This window comes from Bacillus sp. ISL-51 (genome assembly GCF_018613535.1).
GTDB lineage: Bacteria > Bacillota > Bacilli > Bacillales > Bacillaceae > Bacillus.
This window is the reverse complement of record NZ_JAGGQB010000006.1, coordinates 361,136-378,808: the sequence shown is the minus strand read 5'-3', so window position 1 is coordinate 378,808 and position 17,673 is coordinate 361,136. Positions and strand designations below refer to the sequence as shown.

17 protein-coding genes are annotated in these 17,673 nt (G+C 44.4%); 3 read left to right on the top strand and 14 right to left on the bottom strand.

What is annotated here, in order from left to right:
- Window positions 1-57 precede the first annotated feature (57 nt).
- Window positions 58-939, bottom strand: coding sequence for a YitT family protein (locus J7E26_RS10545; protein WP_214798403.1), 882 nt, complete (start codon window positions 937-939; stop codon window positions 58-60).
- A 118-nt stretch (window positions 940-1,057) separates the two neighbouring features.
- On the opposite strand from J7E26_RS10545, the gene J7E26_RS10540 reads away from it, so the two are divergent.
- Window positions 1,058-1,312, top strand: coding sequence for a DUF2624 domain-containing protein (locus tag J7E26_RS10540; protein WP_214798400.1), 255 nt, complete (start codon window positions 1,058-1,060; stop codon window positions 1,310-1,312).
- A gap of 27 nt (window positions 1,313-1,339) precedes the next feature.
- Here J7E26_RS10540 and J7E26_RS10535 read toward each other — a convergent pair whose 3' ends face one another.
- Both J7E26_RS10535 and J7E26_RS10530 read right to left on the bottom strand, forming a co-directional pair.
- Entirely contained in the window at window positions 1,340-2,233 is an 894-nt protein-coding gene (locus tag J7E26_RS10535; RefSeq protein WP_214798397.1) for a deoxyribonuclease IV, read from the bottom strand.
- Between the two features lie 10 nt (window positions 2,234-2,243).
- Complete coding sequence (locus tag J7E26_RS10530; protein ID WP_214798394.1) at window positions 2,244-3,560, bottom strand: DEAD/DEAH box helicase; 1,317 nt, start codon at window positions 3,558-3,560, stop codon at window positions 2,244-2,246.
- Window positions 3,561-3,725: 165 nt separating this feature from the next.
- Here J7E26_RS10530 and vrrA point away from each other — a divergent pair, with 165 nt between their 5' ends.
- Together vrrA and J7E26_RS10520 are read left to right on the top strand one after the other, a co-directional pair.
- The gene (gene vrrA / locus J7E26_RS10525) at window positions 3,726-4,415 is read left to right on the top strand and encodes a VrrA/YqfQ family protein (RefSeq protein WP_214798391.1); all 690 of its coding nucleotides are present in this window, start codon (window positions 3,726-3,728) and stop codon (window positions 4,413-4,415) included.
- A 123-nt stretch (window positions 4,416-4,538) separates the two neighbouring features.
- Complete coding sequence (locus J7E26_RS10520; RefSeq protein WP_214798388.1) at window positions 4,539-5,483, top strand: 4-hydroxy-3-methylbut-2-enyl diphosphate reductase; 945 nt, start codon at window positions 4,539-4,541, stop codon at window positions 5,481-5,483.
- A 19-nt stretch (window positions 5,484-5,502) separates the two neighbouring features.
- Here J7E26_RS10520 and J7E26_RS10515 read toward each other — a convergent pair whose 3' ends face one another.
- The 11 genes from J7E26_RS10515 to recO all read right to left on the bottom strand — a co-directional run bounded on the left by J7E26_RS10515 (window position 5,503) and on the right by recO (window position 17,642).
- On the bottom strand, window positions 5,503-6,624 hold the full coding sequence (locus tag J7E26_RS10515; protein ID WP_214798385.1) for a Nif3-like dinuclear metal center hexameric protein: 1,122 nt from the start codon (window positions 6,622-6,624) through the stop codon (window positions 5,503-5,505).
- Window positions 6,617-7,267: a tRNA (adenine(22)-N(1))-methyltransferase gene (locus J7E26_RS10510; RefSeq protein ID WP_311379496.1), complete on the bottom strand. Its 651-nt coding sequence runs from the start codon at window positions 7,265-7,267 to the stop codon at window positions 6,617-6,619. Before J7E26_RS10510 ends, J7E26_RS10515 begins: the two co-directional genes overlap by 8 nt.
- 182 nt (window positions 7,268-7,449) lie before the next feature.
- Window positions 7,450-7,812, bottom strand: a complete 363-nt coding sequence (gene cccA, locus J7E26_RS10505; RefSeq protein ID WP_214798379.1) for a cytochrome c550 — start codon at window positions 7,810-7,812, stop codon at window positions 7,450-7,452.
- A gap of 349 nt (window positions 7,813-8,161) precedes the next feature.
- A complete protein-coding gene (gene rpoD / locus J7E26_RS10500; RefSeq protein ID WP_214798376.1) occupies window positions 8,162-9,283 on the bottom strand; it encodes an RNA polymerase sigma factor RpoD in 1,122 nt (373 codons plus the stop codon).
- 195 nt (window positions 9,284-9,478) lie between these two features.
- Complete coding sequence (dnaG, locus tag J7E26_RS10495; protein WP_214798373.1) at window positions 9,479-11,290, bottom strand: DNA primase; 1,812 nt, start codon at window positions 11,288-11,290, stop codon at window positions 9,479-9,481.
- Window positions 11,291-11,311: 21 nt separating this feature from the next.
- Window positions 11,312-11,818, bottom strand: a complete 507-nt coding sequence (locus tag J7E26_RS10490; protein WP_214798370.1) for a YaiI/YqxD family protein — start codon at window positions 11,816-11,818, stop codon at window positions 11,312-11,314.
- A 257-nt stretch (window positions 11,819-12,075) separates the two neighbouring features.
- Window positions 12,076-12,888 carry a pyruvate, water dikinase regulatory protein gene (locus J7E26_RS10485; protein WP_061527536.1) on the bottom strand — a complete coding sequence of 271 codons (813 nt, stop codon included), beginning with the start codon at window positions 12,886-12,888 and terminating at the stop codon, window positions 12,076-12,078.
- Between the two features lie 24 nt (window positions 12,889-12,912).
- Window positions 12,913-13,551 carry a transcriptional regulator CcpN gene (gene ccpN, locus J7E26_RS10480; RefSeq protein WP_214798368.1) on the bottom strand — a complete coding sequence of 213 codons (639 nt, stop codon included), beginning with the start codon at window positions 13,549-13,551 and terminating at the stop codon, window positions 12,913-12,915.
- A gap of 103 nt (window positions 13,552-13,654) precedes the next feature.
- Window positions 13,655-15,694, bottom strand: a complete 2,040-nt coding sequence (gene glyS / locus J7E26_RS10475; protein WP_214798365.1) for a glycine--tRNA ligase subunit beta — start codon at window positions 15,692-15,694, stop codon at window positions 13,655-13,657.
- Window positions 15,687-16,574 (bottom strand): glycine--tRNA ligase subunit alpha, encoded by an 888-nt coding sequence (glyQ, locus tag J7E26_RS10470; RefSeq protein WP_214798363.1) that lies wholly within the window; start codon window positions 16,572-16,574, stop codon window positions 15,687-15,689. Before glyQ ends, glyS begins: the two co-directional genes overlap by 8 nt.
- Window positions 16,575-16,874: 300 nt before the next feature.
- Window positions 16,875-17,642, bottom strand: coding sequence for a DNA repair protein RecO (gene recO / locus J7E26_RS10465; RefSeq protein WP_214798360.1), 768 nt, complete (start codon window positions 17,640-17,642; stop codon window positions 16,875-16,877).
- Between the last annotated feature and the right edge of the window lie 31 nt (window positions 17,643-17,673).

The window sequence follows — 17,673 nt, the reverse complement described above, 5'->3', positions numbered from 1 at the left end:
ATTTTCTTATGATGTATAAAATTATACCTATAAAATTAATAAAAGTAAATGAAAGCCCTAGTGGATCGCAGTTTTGAACTTGCCTCCCCTGGTTTCATGGGTATTCATAATCGTAATAAACGCATTTTTATCGATTTCAAAAACAATGGATTTCAGTTTCGTCACTTCCAGCCTTGTCACAACCGCATAAATGACTTCTTTCGTTTCATCTGTATATCCGCCTTTTCCCTGAAGCTTAGTAGTTCCCCGTCCAAGCCGGTGCAATATAGCATCTGAGATCTCAGCATATTGCTCTGCAACAATAATGACTGCTTTCGTTTCATCAAGCCCCTGGATGACGGCATCAATCGTTTTCATGGCAATATAGTAAGTCATGAAAGAATACATTGCCTGCTCCGGACCGAACACAAAACCGGCCCAGATAAAAATAAACACATTGATGAGCATAACGAATTCCCCGACTGAAAAGGGCAGCTTTTTCGTGAGAAGGATACCGAGTATTTCCGTACCGTCCATCGAGCCTCCGTTTCGGATGACAAGGCCTACCCCGAAACCGAGCAAAAGCCCCCCAAATACCGTCGCCAAAATCGGCTGGGTGGTGATCGCTTCCACATGGTGCAAAGAGGATTCAATTAAAGCTAATCCGACAATTCCGATAACTGTGGAGATTAGAAATGTTTTTCCGATATATTTATACCCGAAAATCATAAATGGAATGTTGAGTAAAACAACGAATAAAGCGAAATTGAGGATGGGATTGGACATAAAGAGGTGGTCTAAAATTAGTGAAACACCGATAATGCCTCCGTCGATAAAATTATTAGGGACCAGAAACAATTCAATACTTACAGCCGCTGAACCCGCCCCGATCAGAATCATAATGACCCTGAAGATAAAGTGTAAAAATGATTCTTTTTTATGTTGTTTATTTGGGGACATAAAATCTCCTTTCCTGTAATAACTATTTTAAATAGCATATATCTCTATTTTACCATTAAAAGCTGTAACATTTTAATGATTTGCTCAATACATTATCTCTAAAGAGGTGAAATTGCCAATGATTTTAATTCAAAGAATTATTTTGCAGCGGCTCAATCAAGTCACTGCAGACGATTTGCTGAAGTATTCTAAGCAATACGGCATCAGTCTTACAAGAAACCAAGCTGCGGAAGTTGCGGAACTGATGCACGGTAAAAACATTAATATTTTTGATGAGCAGGAGCGCTTACGGCTGCTGAAAAAAGTGGAAACGATAACCTCTAAAGGAACAGCCCGGAAAGTTGACGAACTTTTCAATCAATTCACAAGTTAAAAAAGGAGGGACAATTGTCCCCCCTTCTTATTGAGCCAATATTTTTTCGAGCAGCTCCTCGTCGAACTGCTTTTCTTTCAGCATTTGAATTTCAAAACGGTATGGAGGTTTTTTATTTTTCTTATCTTCGCCTACATACGGTGTTTCAAGGATTTTCGGAATGCCGGCAAGCTGCTCATGATGAACGATATATTGAAGAGCGTCAAAACCGATTTCTCCAAAGCCGATATTTTCATGCCGGTCTTTTCTCGCCCCTCTGACATTTTTACTGTCATTAACATGAAGCACTTTAATCCTGTCGATGCCGACAATTTTGTCGAATTCATTCAGGACGCCGTCAAAATCATTGGCAACGTCATATCCCGCATCGTGTGTATGGCATGTGTCAAAACAAACGGAAAGATGCTCATTGTGCGTGACGCCTCCGATAATCTCGGCAAGCTCTTCAAAGCTTCTGCCACATTCAGACCCTTTGCCTGCCATTGTTTCGAGCGCAATTTGAACATTTTGATTCGGTTCAATGACTTCGTTTAAACCTTCAATGATTTTTTTTATGCCCGTTTCTGCTCCCGCTCCGACATGGGCGCCCGGATGAAGCACGATTTGCTTTGCGCCGATCGCTGCCGTTCTTTCAATTTCAGAACGGAGAAAATCAACCCCCAGCTCAAATGTTGCCGGGTTTGTCGTGTTTCCGATATTAATGATATAAGGCGCATGCACGACAATTTCATCGATGCCGTTTTCCTTCATATGGGCGCGGCCAGCCTCGATATTGAGGTCTTCTATTTTTTTACGCCGCGTATTTTGGGGTGCGCCCGTATAAATCATAAACGTATTCGCCCCGTATGAGACGGCCTCCTTACTTGCGGCAAGAAGCATATGCTTTCCGCTCATCGAGACGTGCGAACCTATTCTCAGCAACCCGATTCCCCTACTTTCCTTTGTTAGATTGATTTCTTCTCTGTTTTCTTTTAATTTTTTCCATTTCGTAGCCCATTTTCTTTTTATAGCCCGGCTTCACTTTTTTCGGTTTTTTCACAAGGCGCTGAGCGATTTGGTCAGCTTCATTTTGCGTCTTTTTCCGTTTTTTACGGCGATGGCGGTCATCACCTTTTTTCCATTCGCCGTTTACAAGCTCTGCATAGTCAAACTCGATGCCCATTTTTTCAAGACTGACGAGCGCGTCCTCATCGGAAATCTCATAAATGGTCAGCGCTTGTCCTGAAGAGCCGGCGCGGGCCGTTCTTCCGACACGATGGACATAAAAATCCAGATCATCCGGAAGCTCATAGTTTATGACATGGCTTACGCCTTTAATGTCGATCCCTCTGGCTGCAAGGTCCGTTGCGATCACGTATGTGAATTCAAGATCATTAATCTGTTTCATGACTTTTTTACGCTCACGCGGCGTTAATCCTCCGTGCAGGAGGCCGATCTTCATTCCTTTTTCCGTCAGATACCGCGCAATATGGTCAGCGGTGTTTTTCGTGTTTGCAAAAACAATGCCTAAATAAGGGTTTATATGTGACATCATGTCAAAAAGCAGCTTGTCCTTATCACGCTGTTTGGAAGGAATTAAAACATGCTCGATTTTATCTGCAGTGATTCTTTTCGGCTCTACATGCGCGTATTTCGGATTCTCCATATATTTTTTCAAAAACGGTTTCAGCTTTTCTGGGATCGTAGCCGAGAAAACGAGCATCTGCAAGTTTTCAGGCATCCGGGATCCAATGTAATCAACGTCTGCTAAAAACCCCATATCAAGCATGAGGTCAGCTTCATCAATAACAAGGGATTCCGCTTTGTAAACATTCAGTGCCTGTGCCTTAATGAGATCCGCAATGCGGCCCGGTGTACCGACAACGAGATGAGGCTGTGTTTTCAATTTGTCAATTGATTTTTGTTTGTCTGTCCCGCCGATAAAGCATTTTGACCGAATCGGCTGGTCTGTTGCACCCTGAGTAATTTTCAGCGCTTCCTGATGAATCTGATTGGCAAGCTCTCTCGTCGGCGCTGTAATGACAGCCTGTACAACGTCAGAACTCGGATCAATCCGGTTCAATAGAGGCAATAAGTAAGCGTGGGTTTTCCCTGTTCCCGTCTGGGATTGCCCTATTACGCTTTCGTTTTTCAATACAGCAGGTATCAGCCGTTTTTGAATATCTGTCGGTTCATAAAAACCGAGGCGGTGAACTGCATCTATAATAAACGGTTTTAAGTTGTATAGCTCAAATTTCGTTTCTTTCATTTTTCCCAGCTCCTTAAAGCGGCACATTATGTGTCCATCATCACATTATAACCGATTTTACTTAAAAACACCATGTCTTGGGGGAACCTGTTTTTTGAGACTGAAAAGCAAATGCCCCCTTCGATGCATATTGTAATAGCAGAGAGACAGAAAGGAGGTACAAGTATGTTTCCACAGCAGCCGATGAGAAATATAGCGCAGCAGGGCCGACAGATGATGAACCCGCGGATGATGGGAAGAGGAGCTTCTATGGCAGCCCGGCAGTTTTTCCCTCAGCAGCAGATTACAGGTGCAGGCGTAACAAACGGCGGCGCGGGCGGAGGTTTAAAAGGAATGCTGTCTAAGTTTTTGCCTGGTTCGGGAGGCGGGGCTGCGTCCGCACCAGCCGCGGCAAGCGGGGGCGCAAGCGCAGGCCTGCAAGGTATTCAGAATTTAGCCAGTCCGGCGTCACTGTCAAGTATGCTCGGCAACGTTCAAAAGGTGCTCGGCATGGCCCAGCAGGTTACGCCAATGATACAGCAGTACGGTCCTTTAGTCCGGAATCTGCCCGCCATGATGAAGCTGTACAGCCAATTAAGCAGCAATGATGATGAGACTGCAGAAAAGAAGGAGAACGAAACTGCCGAAACAAAAGAAGAAGCAGAAAAAGACGAAAAGGACGAAACAGAAAAAACGTCCGAGACAGATGACGATGCCAAATCAAGCACCTCTTCTAAAACAACAAAACAAACATCGAAAAAAACATCAGCGCAGGCTTCAGCCTCGAAAAAAAAAGAAGCGGCAGCGGCTGATTCAGCCGACCCGCCAAAACCAAAAAGAACATCAGGCAGATCGAAGCCCAAATTATATATTTAACATTCTTTGATATCTCACGGAAGATTAGCTATAATGAGATCAGAAGAATGCAAGATTAGAGCCGTTTAACTACGGCTTTTTATATTGCCTCTACACTCACTTTTTGATAGGAGGACATCTACATTGGACGTTATCAAAATCTCGCCGCGCGGCTATTGTTATGGCGTTGTTGATGCTATGGTCATTGCCAAAAACGCGTCACTCGATAAAAGCCTGCCAAGACCTATATATATACTCGGAATGATCGTTCACAATAAACACGTTACAGATGCATTTGAAGAAGACGGAATTTACACATTGGACGGCACAAACCGCCTGGAGATTTTAAAGCAGGTGGACAAAGGAACCGTCATTTTCACGGCTCACGGAGTGTCTCCCGAAGTTCGGAAAGCAGCTGAAGAAAAAGGGCTTGTAACGATTGATGCGACATGCCCCGATGTTACGAAAACACATGACTTAATTTTAAAAGTAAAAGCGGAAGGCTATCACGTCATCTATATCGGCAAAAAAGGACACCCTGAGCCTGAAGGAGCCGTCGGCGTCGCGCCTGAAATCGTTCATCTCGTTGAAACAGAGGAAGATGTCAGGAATCTCGATATCCAGGCAGAAAAATTAATCGTCACGAACCAAACGACAATGTCACAATGGGACGTCCATGACATTATGGAAGCGGTCAAGGAAAAGTATCCTCATGTGGAATACCATCAGGAAATATGCCTGGCAACACAGGTTCGCCAAGAAGCCGTATCAGAGCAAGCAAAAAAAGCGGACTTAACGATCGTCGTCGGCGATCCGAAAAGCAACAACTCAAACAGACTCGCCCAAGTGTCAGAAGAAATCGCAGGGACAAAAGCCTACCGGATCGGAGACCTCAGTGAACTAAAGCTTGATTGGCTCAAAGGTGTTCATACAGTCGCCGTTACCGCAGGCGCGTCCACACCGACGCCGATTACAAAAGAAGTGATCCGCTTTTTAGAACAATTTGATCATAACGATGAATCAACTTGGGGCGTTGAGCATAACGTGCCGCTCCAAAAAATTCTTCCGAAAGTAAAGATAAAAAACTGAGGCATCCGCCTCAGTTTTTTTATAAGAAGGTAAATGGATTTGTATCTGTTTCCGAAGCAAAAATACGCACCTCGTAATGTTTCTCCCCGGCCATGGCCGTTAGTTTGTCAGCTACGCCTTTTTTCATGATTTTTTCAGCGTAATGTCCAGGGTCAACGACGTTTAATCCCATCATCATCGCGTCATGCGCCACATGAAAATAAAGATCACCCGTCACGTAAACATCTGCGCCTTTTCGTTTTGCCTGATAAATATATTTATTCCCGTCTCCGCCGAGCACCGCTACTTTTTTAACCGTGCTGTCAGGCTCGCCGACCATGCGCACTCCGTTGACGTCAAACTTCTCTTTGACAAACAATGCGAATTCCTGAAGCGTCATGTCTTGCTGGAGTTTGCCGATGCGTCCGAGTCCTTTTTCAAGCGGAGACTGCTCTACAGGATAAATATCGTACGCCACCTCTTCGTAAGGATGGCTTTTCACTACCGCTTTCACGACGGCTTTTTCTAAACTGGCGGGGAAAACGGATTCAAGCCTTACTTCATGGACGAGCTCCAATTCTCCCGTGTGTCCGATAAACGGCTTAGCCCCGTCCAGCGGCTTAAAGCTGCCGATTCCCTCGGAAGAAAACGCGCAATGGCTGTAATTGCCGATATGTCCGGCCCCCGCATTGCCAAGCGCCGTTCTGACAGCTTCTTCATAGTCCTTCGGCACATACACGGCAAGCTTTTTAAGCGGGTCCGTATACGTAGGGACAAGCACTTCTGTTTCTGTAAGGCCGAGAGCCTCTGCAAGCAGGTCATTCACACCGCCGTCAGCCACATCCAGATTCGTATGGGCCGCATATACGGCGATATCATGTTTTAAACATTTTTCAATCAGTCTTCCGGCCGGCTGATCAGTCGTTATCTGTTTAAGCGGCCGGAAAATCGGCGGATGATGGGCGATAATTAAATCGGCCTGTTTTTCGATGGCTTCATCCACTGTATTTTCCAGAACATCAAGTGTGACCATCACATTTTTCACCGGCTTATTCAGACTCCCGATTTGCAAACCGATTTTATCTCCTTCAACCGCAAAAGCCTTCGGAGAAAATTGTTCAAATAACTGAATGATCTCTTGTCCGTTAATATGTTTAGGCATGTCCGATAACCTCCTTTAACAAAGCGATACGCTCTTTCAGTTCAGTTAATTTTTCATGATTCTGCCCGTCTTTCGCAGCACTGCTGATCTGTTCGTAAATATGTTCTGTATGCGTAAGCTCTTGACTCCATTTTTTGATGAAAACTTCATTTTTTTCCTTTAATAAGAACGGTCCCGCCAGCATTCCGGCGGCTATTGTCATATTTTGATACGGCGCATCCCGATCCCCGGATTCTGCGACGAGCACCTCATAACACTTTCCGTCTTCTTCAAGAATGGCTTCATCGATAAGTTCATAGCCTTCCCGATAAAGCCATTCTCTTATATGAACGGCATGAATATTCGGCTGCAAAATCAGCCGTTCACGCCCCGTTAATTTTGTTTTTCCCGTCTCCAAAATATGGGCGATAAGCGCTCCTCCCATACCCGCGATTGTAATGGCGTCGGCTTCTCCTTTTTCAATGACGCTGAGCCCGTCACCTTTTCTTACGGATATTTGAGGGCTTAAGTTCAGTTTTTCCACCTGCTGTTTTGCAGAAAGATACGGCCCGTCCGTAATTTCGCCTGCGATCGCACGGCTGGCCAATTTGTTTAAGACTGCATAGCAAGGAAGATACGCGTGATCCGACCCGATGTCTGCCACCGCCGCATTACGGGGGATATACTCCGCTACAGTCTGTAATCTTTTAGATAACTTCATTTCATTCACTATATCACAACTTTTCTCATGTTCTTTTTCCTCTACTATCATATAAAAAAACCGCCCGGAATCCAAGCGGCGGATAGAGTTTTTCATATGTCTTTTACAGGAGGCCTTCCGGCTGATTATTTAATCCCGGATACCCATTTCGCCATATCATCAAGTTTTTCGGCCGGGACGAGTCCTGCGGGCATTCCGTTGCCGCCTTTTTCAATTCTTGTTTTAATAGCAGCGACATCTTTTCTTTTTCCGACGCCTTTTAAGTTTGGCCCCGACACGCCTTCATAGTTTTCGCCGTGGCAGGTAATACAGTTCGCTTTATAAATCTCTTCAGGTGAAGCGTTTGCAGTTTCTTTTTCATCGGTCTTGCTTTCACCGCCGCTTGCGATTTGGTGCGCGTCCCCATTTCCTTTTACAGCCAAAAAGAAAGTCAAACCTATTCCAAGCACCGCAATCAGTAAAAAAGGAATCAGCGGATTCCATTTCATGTCTCCATCCCCCTTTTTCATTCTCCCCCTATGTAAACACTTCTAATTCTAACTTATTTTTACAAAAAGTAAATGGATTTGCAAAGCAATTTCATTGATTTCACAATTTATACAAAAAAGAAAAATAACTGATTTGTTTATCCAAATTTATCTTTATTCTATTGTATAATGAATTGTATACGCTTACAATAAAGAATATAAATAAACTTTCACATTCATTCCCCTCCAGACACACTGCAATTTAGCCAAAGCCCATTTGCAAAACATATGCTTATCCAGTAAAATAAAGGTATATTATCCATATATCTTTTTATATAAAAAAGAACGGATCAAAAAGACCCGTTCCATTCTATTCGAGAAAATCCTTCAGACGTTTGCTTCTGCTAGGATGTCTCAATTTACGAAGCGCTTTTGCTTCAATTTGGCGAATACGCTCTCTCGTTACTCCAAATACCTTGCCGACTTCTTCCAGCGTTCTTGTACGTCCATCATCAAGCCCGAAACGGAGACGCAACACGTTTTCTTCACGATCTGTCAACGTATCCAGCACATCTTCCAACTGCTCTTTTAACAGCTCATATGCCGCATGATCCGACGGAGACGTCGCTTCCTGGTCTTCAATAAAATCACCGAGATGTGAATCGTCTTCTTCACCGATCGGCGTTTCTAAAGAAACAGGCTCTTGAGCAATCTTTAAAATTTCACGTACTTTTTCAGGCGTAAGATCCATGTCCTCAGCAATCTCTTCCGGTGTAGGCTCTCTGCCTAAATCCTGAAGAAGCTGGCGCTGCACGCGGATTAATTTGTTGATGGTTTCAACCATGTGAACAGGGATACGAATCGTTCTCGCCTGGTCAGCGATGGCGCGTGTAATCGCCTGTCTGATCCACCAAGTTGCATACGTACTGAATTTATATCCTTTACGGTAGTCAAATTTTTCGACAGCTTTCATGAGACCCATGTTTCCTTCTTGGATCAAGTCTAAGAAAAGCATGCCGCGGCCGACATACCGTTTAGCAATGCTGACAACTAAACGAAGGTTTGCTTCAGCCAGTCTGCGTTTAGATTCCTCGTCACCCTCTTCTATTTTTTGAGCGTAGGTGATTTCTTCTTTAGCAGAAAGAAGATTTACCCGTCCGATCTCCTTAAGGTACATGCGGACTGGATCATTGATCTTTACACCAGGCGGTACACTGAGGTCATTAAGGTCAAATTCTTCTTCGGCTTTGGCAAGCTGTTGAATATTAGGATCTTCTGTTTCTTCATTTTCACTAATTAATTCAACACCTTGTTCTCCTAAAAATTCATAATACTCATCCATTTGGTCTGATTCAATTTCAAAGCTGGACATGCGTTCAGCAATTTCTTCATATGTTAAAACGCCACGTTTTTTCCCGGCTTCTGTCAACTGGTCTTTTACTTGGTCTAATGTGAGTTCTGTTTCTGTTTCGTGGGTTTGTTTATCAGCCATTATGGATCCCTCCTTCCAAAGCTTGCAACGAATTCTAAAAGCGGTATGTTTCTTATCCGTCCCCAAAGCATTATCTTTTTTTCAGCATGCGGGTAGCAGCGGATAATAAATGACAATTCATGGTGAGGTAAAGCGATCTATTTGCTCCTCCGCAAGGAATCATTGCCAACCTGAACGCTGTGCCTCTTTTTACTGTTATTTTAATGATCGGTTTAATGAGACAATTTCTTGAGCCAAAGACGCAGCTTTTATAAAGTCTTTCTGTCTCTCTGCATCTGCTCGTTCTGCTTCTTTTTCCTTTATCATTGACCATTTTCTGTGATCCAACACTTTTTTTACGTAATCGGATAACTCGGCCTCTGTCAGCTCCTCGTTTATTTGGAGCATCCATATATCTGAAAGCAGCTGGCTGATTTCCTCATCCTGCATTTTTGCCATGAGATACTGCGGCGTCAATTCAGCGCCTTCTTCATATACAGCGTACAGATATGCGGCCAGCGCACGATGTCCGTCAATGTTAAATTCAAAGCCGACACGTTCAATTACTTTTTTGATAACGTTTCGATCCTTAAGCATATGAGCAAGAAGAAGCCTTTCCGCATTCTCGTAGGCCGGACGCAGACGCCGCTGTTTCGCTTTTGTCGTAATCCGGGCCCGTCTCGTTTGCGTTTCGGCGTTTTTGGCGGCCGGTGTGTTTTGTTTCGAATAGATGGAAAGCTGTTCTGTTAACGATTCTTCAGAAAGGGAAAACTCGGATGCGAGCTGCTTCACATACATTTCCTGTTCAAGCGACCCGGAAAGAGCGCTGATCTCTTTCAGCACTTCTTTCATGTAAGCCAGCCGGTCTCCTTCGTCAGATAAGTTTTTCCCTTTCCGGAAATATTGCATTTTAAAAGCCATGACCGTGACGCTTGCCTCAACGATCTCGGTCTTGAATTTTTCTCCGCCCCGGCTTCTGATATAATCATCAGGATCCAGCCCGTCAGGCATCATGCTCACTCTTACTTTACAATCGGCTTTCTGAAGCAGATCTGCCGCTTTCAGCGTAGCTTCATAACCGGCTTTATCCGAATCGTAACAGAGAATAACCTCCTGAACGTTTCTTCTCAGGATCTTCACATGCTCTTCTGTAAGTGAGGTGCCCATTGTGGCGATGCTCTCTTTCACGCCCGAACTGACAGCGGAAATGACATCCGCAAATCCCTCAAACAGTACGGCTCTTTCCTGCTTTCTGATCGGCAGGCGCGCCTTGTGAAAGTTGTACAGAAGCTTTGATTTATGAAACAGCGGCGTTTCCGGGCTGTTCATATATTTCGGCTGCTGGCTCCCGAGCGCTCTTCCGGAAAAAGCTGCCACAGCTCCGTGATGATCATGGATAGGAAACATAATCCGGTTTCTGAAACGGTCAAAATATCCGCTCCCATCTTCCCTTCTGATCAAAAGGCCCGCTTTTTCCATCTGCTCTTCTTTAAAACCCCGTTTTGCTAAGAATTTCGTCATGAAATCCCATGAATCCAGCGCATAGCCGATTTCAAACTCATCTATGAGCTCTTTCGTAAAACCTCTTGATAAAAGGTAATCTAACGCTTCCTGGCCTTCCTTTGTGTTTATTAGCAAATGATGGTAAAATTTCTTAAGGAGCTCGTGAGCTTCAGCCATCTTTTGCTCTCCGGAAGATTCCGGCCGGGATGCAGAGTGAATCGTTATATCATCAGGGAAATCAATCTGATATTTATCCGCAAGGTGAGAAACGGCTTCCGTAAATGAATAGCCCTCCATCTGCCGTAAGAAAGAGAAAACGTTGCCGCCAGCTCCGCATCCGAAGCAATGAAAAATTTGCTTGTCGGACGATACAGAAAACGAAGGCGTGTTTTCCCCGTGAAACGGGCAGAGCCCAAAGTAGTTGCGGCCTTGCTTTTTCAATTGGACATAATCACCTATGACTTCAACAATGTCTGCCGACTGCTGCACCTGATCTACTACTTCATCTGGTATGCGGTTTCCCATCTTATAACACTCCGTCGTACATTATTCGATGTTTTGATTTGAAATCCCTTCATCATTCGACAGGATTTTTTTAAGCAGGGTAACAAATCGTTTCCGATCTTCTTTATTTAATTTTTTAGGTCCTTTGGAATAGATGCCGCTTCTTCTTAGTTTGCCTGACATATGACGGCTCATCAGAGCGAAGTCAATCGTGTCTTCTGTATAAGAACGGCCTCTTTCTGATAAAACGGTAACGTTTCTGTTCAAAAGCAGGGAAGCTAAACCGATATCCTGCGTAACAACGGCGTCTCCCGGCCGCACATGGTTTGCGATATATAAATCAGCCGCTTCTTTATGAGGATCAACGTATATCCAATTCTCGTCTTTGTTTCTGGAAAGCTGATAGTGTTCAAATGAGGCGACGAAAACAACCCGAACGCTGAATTGGGATGCAATAAGCAATATTTCCTCTTTTACCGGGCATGCGTCTGCATCGACAAAAATCGTCTTTTCTTTTTCATTTAGAAGACTAATTCTCCATCCCTCCATCAATCTCCTGCATAAAAACAAGCGAAATCGCATATGCTCCATGACTGCAGATCTATTCTGAGCGTTTGTCGAAAAATTTCCGGGAGTATTTCTTGACATCTTACCCGTAATAGTTTATTCGTATCCCACTAAGCTTAAACCTAAAAATAAACATTTTATCACAATTTTTTATTATAATACAAACTTCGCGAAGATGCCATCCTTTTTGGTTATTCCCTATTTGCATACCCAAAAACCCAGGATAAAGCGTCCTGAGTTTATCGGCCCTTTGTTTTCAGATGGTGAATGATATTAGCTGTTTCCTCAACCGCTTTATTCGAAACGTCAACGACTTGACACCCGATTCGGTCTACAATTTTCTCAAAATACTCCAGCTCTTCTTTAATTCTGTTAATGTTGGCGTAAATGGCTTTGTCGTTTAAGCCGAGAGATTTTAACCGTTCTTTTCGAATATGGTTAAGTTTATCAGGGCTGATCTTTAAGCCGATGCACTTTTTAGGATCAACGCTGAACAGCTCTTCCGGCGGGTCGACTTCAGGAACGATCGGAACATTGGCCACCTTCAGCCGCTTATGGGCAAGATATTGAGATAATGGGGTTTTAGACGTTCTGGATACACCGAGCAGGATGATATCGGCTTTTAAAATGCCCCTCGGGTCTCTGCCGTCATCATATTTGACCGCAAACTCGATGGCCTCCACCTTCTTGAAATAATCTTCATCAAGCTGGCGGACGCGGCCGGGTTCATATTTTGCCGTCAGGCCGTAGGCAGTTTCCATTTTATCAATAAGCGGGCCGATAATATCGTAATACAGAACATTGGCTTTTTCAGCTTCAGCAACTAAATATTCCCGAATCTCAGGAACGACAAGTGTGAAACAAATAATACCGCCGTCCGCTTTGGCGAGAGACACGACTTCATTAATTGTGCCGATATCTTCAACATAAGGAATTCTTCTGATATGCGTATCATCGGCGGAACCGTTAAACTGGCTGAGCGAAGCCTTTACCACGAGTTCGGCCGTTTCTCCGACTGAGTCTGATACTACATAAATGATGCGATTGTCCATGTTATCCCCCCGTTAGTTTTAAGCTTATATGATTTCATTTTCTGATAAACTGACGAGTATCTTCGTCATATTCGTTTTTGTAAACCTGCCGATGACCTCAAAGCCTTTTTCCGTTTCTTTAATAACGGGCAGCGCATCGATCTGTTTTTCAATTAAATACTTTGCGATGTCCATCACATAATCGTCGCGCCTGCACACGGCGATATTCGGCATTCTTGTCATAATGATATGAACAGGTATTGAGGCAAGTTCCTGCTGGCCGATGCTCGCCCGCAGCAAATCCTTGCGCGACAGCACACCGACTAAGACAGCATCACGATCCACGACAAATAACGTGCCGACATCTTCTAAAAACATGGTGCATATGGCATCGTATACTGAAACATTTTCATGGATGACGACGGGGATAGATTGAAAATCTTTTACTTGCAGCTTTTTCAGTTTATCCGCAAGCAGCTGATTGCCTGTTTTTCCCGTATAAAAATAACCGACTCGCGGACGAGCCTCTAAAAAGCCTGACATGGTGAGTATGGCCAAGTCTGGGCGCAGCGTGGCCCTCGTTAGATTGAGCTGTTCCGCAATATGCTCCCCGGTAATTGGGCCGTTTTCCTTTACAATCTGTAAAATTTGTTTTTGCCGTTTATTTAATTCGATCGTACTCACCACCTTTATGGAAGGTTTTCAATATCTATGATTTAAATCTTTGATGTTATGTAAAGGGGAAAAGACGATTGCCGATTACACAGCAACCGTCTTTTCCTTCTCTTTATTTTACAATAAGATGATTCATATTAGCAAAAGACTTGATCACATCTGCAAGTGAAGCCATTTGCGCTAAACGGTTGGTTTTTAATGCTTCGTTATCCGCATTTACCATCGTATGATTAAAGTATTCTTCAATCGGCTCTTTCAGGGTGCTGAGGGCGGCGAGAGCTGTTTCATAGTCTTTGGAGCCGAAACTCTCCCCGACGCTGTCCTTCGCTTTTTGATAGGCGTCGAACAGCTTTTGTTCCTGTTCATTTTCAAACAGGTCCGGTTTGATTTCGCGGCTTTCTCCTTTTTTGCTGATCGAGATGACCCGGCCGAGTGATTCAGCTGTTTCTTTAAAGCCCGGCGTCCCGAGCTGCTTCTCCAGCACTCGCGCTTTATGGACGGCTGAATACGGCTCAAGCTCTGTGCTGTCCAGAATGGCTTCAATTACGTCATGGCGGATCTCTTCAGCGTTTAAGACGTATTTCAGACGCTGTGTAAAGAAGTCGAGGAGTTCATTTTCTTTTTGCGTTTCTGTGAACGTTAAAAGCTCTTTGAACGAAATGCCCCAGTTTCGGTCTATAAGGATCGAAACGATGCCGCTTGCCTGGCGGCGCAAGCCGTAAGGGTCCTGAGAACCCGTCGGAATGACGCCGATCTTAAAGAAGGAAGCGATCGTATCGAGCTTATCCGCTAACGCGACAACTGCCCCTGTAAATGTTGACGGCACTGCCCCTCCGGCTGATCTCGGCATATAATGCTCATTTACCGCAGAAGCGACTGCCTCATCTTCACCGAGCATCCGGGCGTATTTCTCTCCCATTACGCCTTGAAGCTCTGGGAATTCGTAAATCATGTGTGTGACAAGGTCAAATTTAGAAATTTCCGCGGCGCGCTTAACAAGCTTTTGCGTTTGTTCATCAGCTTTAAGACGAACGGCAAGTTTGCCTGCTATGGCAGTCACTCTTCTTACTTTATCCGCAAGGGAACCAAGCTCTTCGTGGAAAACAATGTTTTCCAGCTTTTTCACGTTTTCATCAATGTTCAGTTTTTGGTCTTCTTTATAGAAGAATGAGGCGTCAGAAAGTCTTGCTCTCAGCACCTTTTCGTTTCCGCGCGCGACGTTTTCAATCGCATGGCTGTCCCCGTTTCTTACCGTAATGAAATGAGGCAGCAGCTCACCGTTCCCGTCTTTTACCGGGAAATAGCGCTGATGCTCTTTCATTGTTGTCACAAGCACTTCTTCGGGAATAGAAAGAAATTCCGTTTCAAAAGAGCCGTAAAGTGCCGTCGGATATTCCACAAGGTGATTGACTTCGTTAAGCAGGTCCTCATCGATCGGAATATTCCACTTGTTTTCCGCTGCAATTGAGTCAAGCTGCCTTTGAATCATATGTTTCCGGGCTTCGGGGTCTGCGATGACATGCTGCTCCTTCAGCTGCTCTTCATATGCAGACGGCGTATCAATAGATACTTCTTGACCGAGGAAGCGATGTCCTTGTGTCTTTCTTCCGGTTTTAACATTTGCAATTGCAAACGGAATGACTTCTTTCCCGAAGAGGGCGATCATCCATTTAATCGGGCGAATATAACGCAAGTCTTGATTTCCCCAGCGCATGTTTTTCGGAAAATGCATACTTGTAATCAAGTTTTCTAATTGCGGTAAAAGTGATTTCGTTTCTTGTCCCGCCTGGAATTTCTGAACAAAGACGTATTCCGTGCCGTTTACGTCTTTCATGTACAGATCATCCACACCGGCGCCTTGGCCTTTAGAAAAGCCGATGGCTGCTTTTGTCCAGTTTCCGTCTGCGTCAAGTGCGATTTTTTTAGCCGGGCCTTTTGCTTCTTCTTGAATATCAGCCTGTTTTTCTGCGACATCTTTTATATATACAGCTAGACGTCTCGGAGTATTAAAAAGTTTTACTTCGCCGTGAGCAATATTTTTTTCCACCAGCCAATTTGTCAGCTTTTCACCGAGCTGCACCATGCTGTCATGTAAAAAACGCGCAGGCATTTCCTCTAATCCGATCTCTAAAAGCAAATCTTGTTTACTCATGAGAAGAGCCCTCCTCTTTAAGCATTGGGAACCCTAGTTTTTCCCGTTCCTCATAATACGTTCTTGCTACTTTTCTAGCTAAGTTGCGGACACGGCCGATATAACCCGTACGCTCCGTCACCGAAATAGCGCCCTTTGCATCAAGCAAATTGAACGTGTGTGAGCATTTCAGCACATAATCATAGGCTGGATGCACAAGCCCGTTCTCCATTTGTCTGATCGCTTCTTTTTCATATGTGCTGAATAAATGGAAGAGCATTTCCACATCAGACGTTTCAAATGTGTAAACGGAATGTTCATATTCAGCCATCATAAATAAATCTTTAACCGTAAATCCTGACGTCCATTCCAGATCAAAGACATTTTCTTTATCCTGAATATAAGAAGCAAGACGTTCAATTCCGTACGTGATCTCGACAGAAACCGGTTTACACTCTATTCCGCCCACCTGCTGGAAATATGTAAACTGCGTGATTTCCATTCCGTCCAGCCATACTTCCCAGCCGAGGCCGGCACAGCCTAGAGACGGGTTTTCCCAGTTATCCTCTACGAATCGAATATCGTGCTCGAGCGGATCAATGCCGAGCGCGCGCAATGAATCAAGATAAAGCTCCTGAATGTTATCAGGGGACGGCTTGATGATCACCTGAAATTGGTGATGCTGATAAAGCCTGTTTGGATTTTCTCCGTAGCGGCCGTCTGCAGGCCGTCTGGACGGCTCAACGTAAGCCACCTTCCACGGCTCAGGCCCGATGCTGCGTAAAAATGTATACGGGCTCATTGTGCCTGCGCCTTTCTCCACATCATATGCCTGCATGAGAACACAGCCTTCATTGGACCAATGCTTTTGCAGGGTTAATATCATATCTTGAATGTTCATTTCAAGCACCTCCACTTTCTCATTCTTTTACACGTGCGGCCGCAATCAAAAAACTCCCGTCTCTATGCTTGCCAGCCGCAAACATAGGGACGAGAGTTCTCCCGCGGTTCCACCCTAGTTGCTGAGGATGTTCATCGCTCAGCCTCTTTTTAAAGGGTTGCTCAAGAATGCCTTTCGTTGCGCGCTCATCCTTAGCTCACACTGTCCTAAGGTCGCTTTTATGAGTTGGACGCAAGTACTTCTTTCTGTCACTGCAACATATTTTATAATAATTCATCATATAAAAAGATGGGCAGAATGTCAACTTTTGTTTTCACCCAAAAGGTTCTTCATGCTTTCCATTTGGTCTAAAAACCGTTTTGACTTTAAATAGAGCCCTGAATATTCTTCATAATACAGGTCAATAACCCGTTTTAATTCATTTTTTGTTTCCTGTTTCAAGGATACGCTGCCGAGGCGTCCGATGTCAAAGTAATAAAACAGCCTTAAAAGCCTTACCGTTTGCGGCGAAATGGGAATTTTGTACGGATCCTTTTCAAAGCAGCGGTGGCAGATGAACCCGTTATCCCTGACAGAAAAATGAAACGTTCCGTCCTGACTTTTGCAGTGGACACAATGATTCAGCTCGGGATACAGTCCCATGACGCCGAGCATTTTCATCTGAACGATGAAAGTGATCACATCCGGGTCCGTTCCTTCATTCAGCCTCTTAAAGGATTCGAGAATTAATTCGAATAAATAAGGGTTCGGTTTCTTTTCTTCGGTTCCTTTGTCGGCGAGTTCAGCAATAAAGGCGGCATATGCCGTTAAAAATAAGTCTTCTCTGATCGTTCTCATGCTGAGAATCATTTCACCTTGCTGGAGCGTGCCGAGTCCGGATGTTTTTTGCATTAAAAATGACCCGTACAAAAACGGCTGGCTGACTGCTGATAACCGGCTGTTTGTTTTCTTGGCGCCTCTTGCCATGACGCCGATTTTGCCGTGTTCCCTTGTCAGCAATGTCACAATCTTATTCGTTTCTCCGTAATCATTCGTACGGAGCACGATTCCTTCACATTTTGTCAGCATTTCCGCACCTTCCACTAATGGAGGGGCCAAG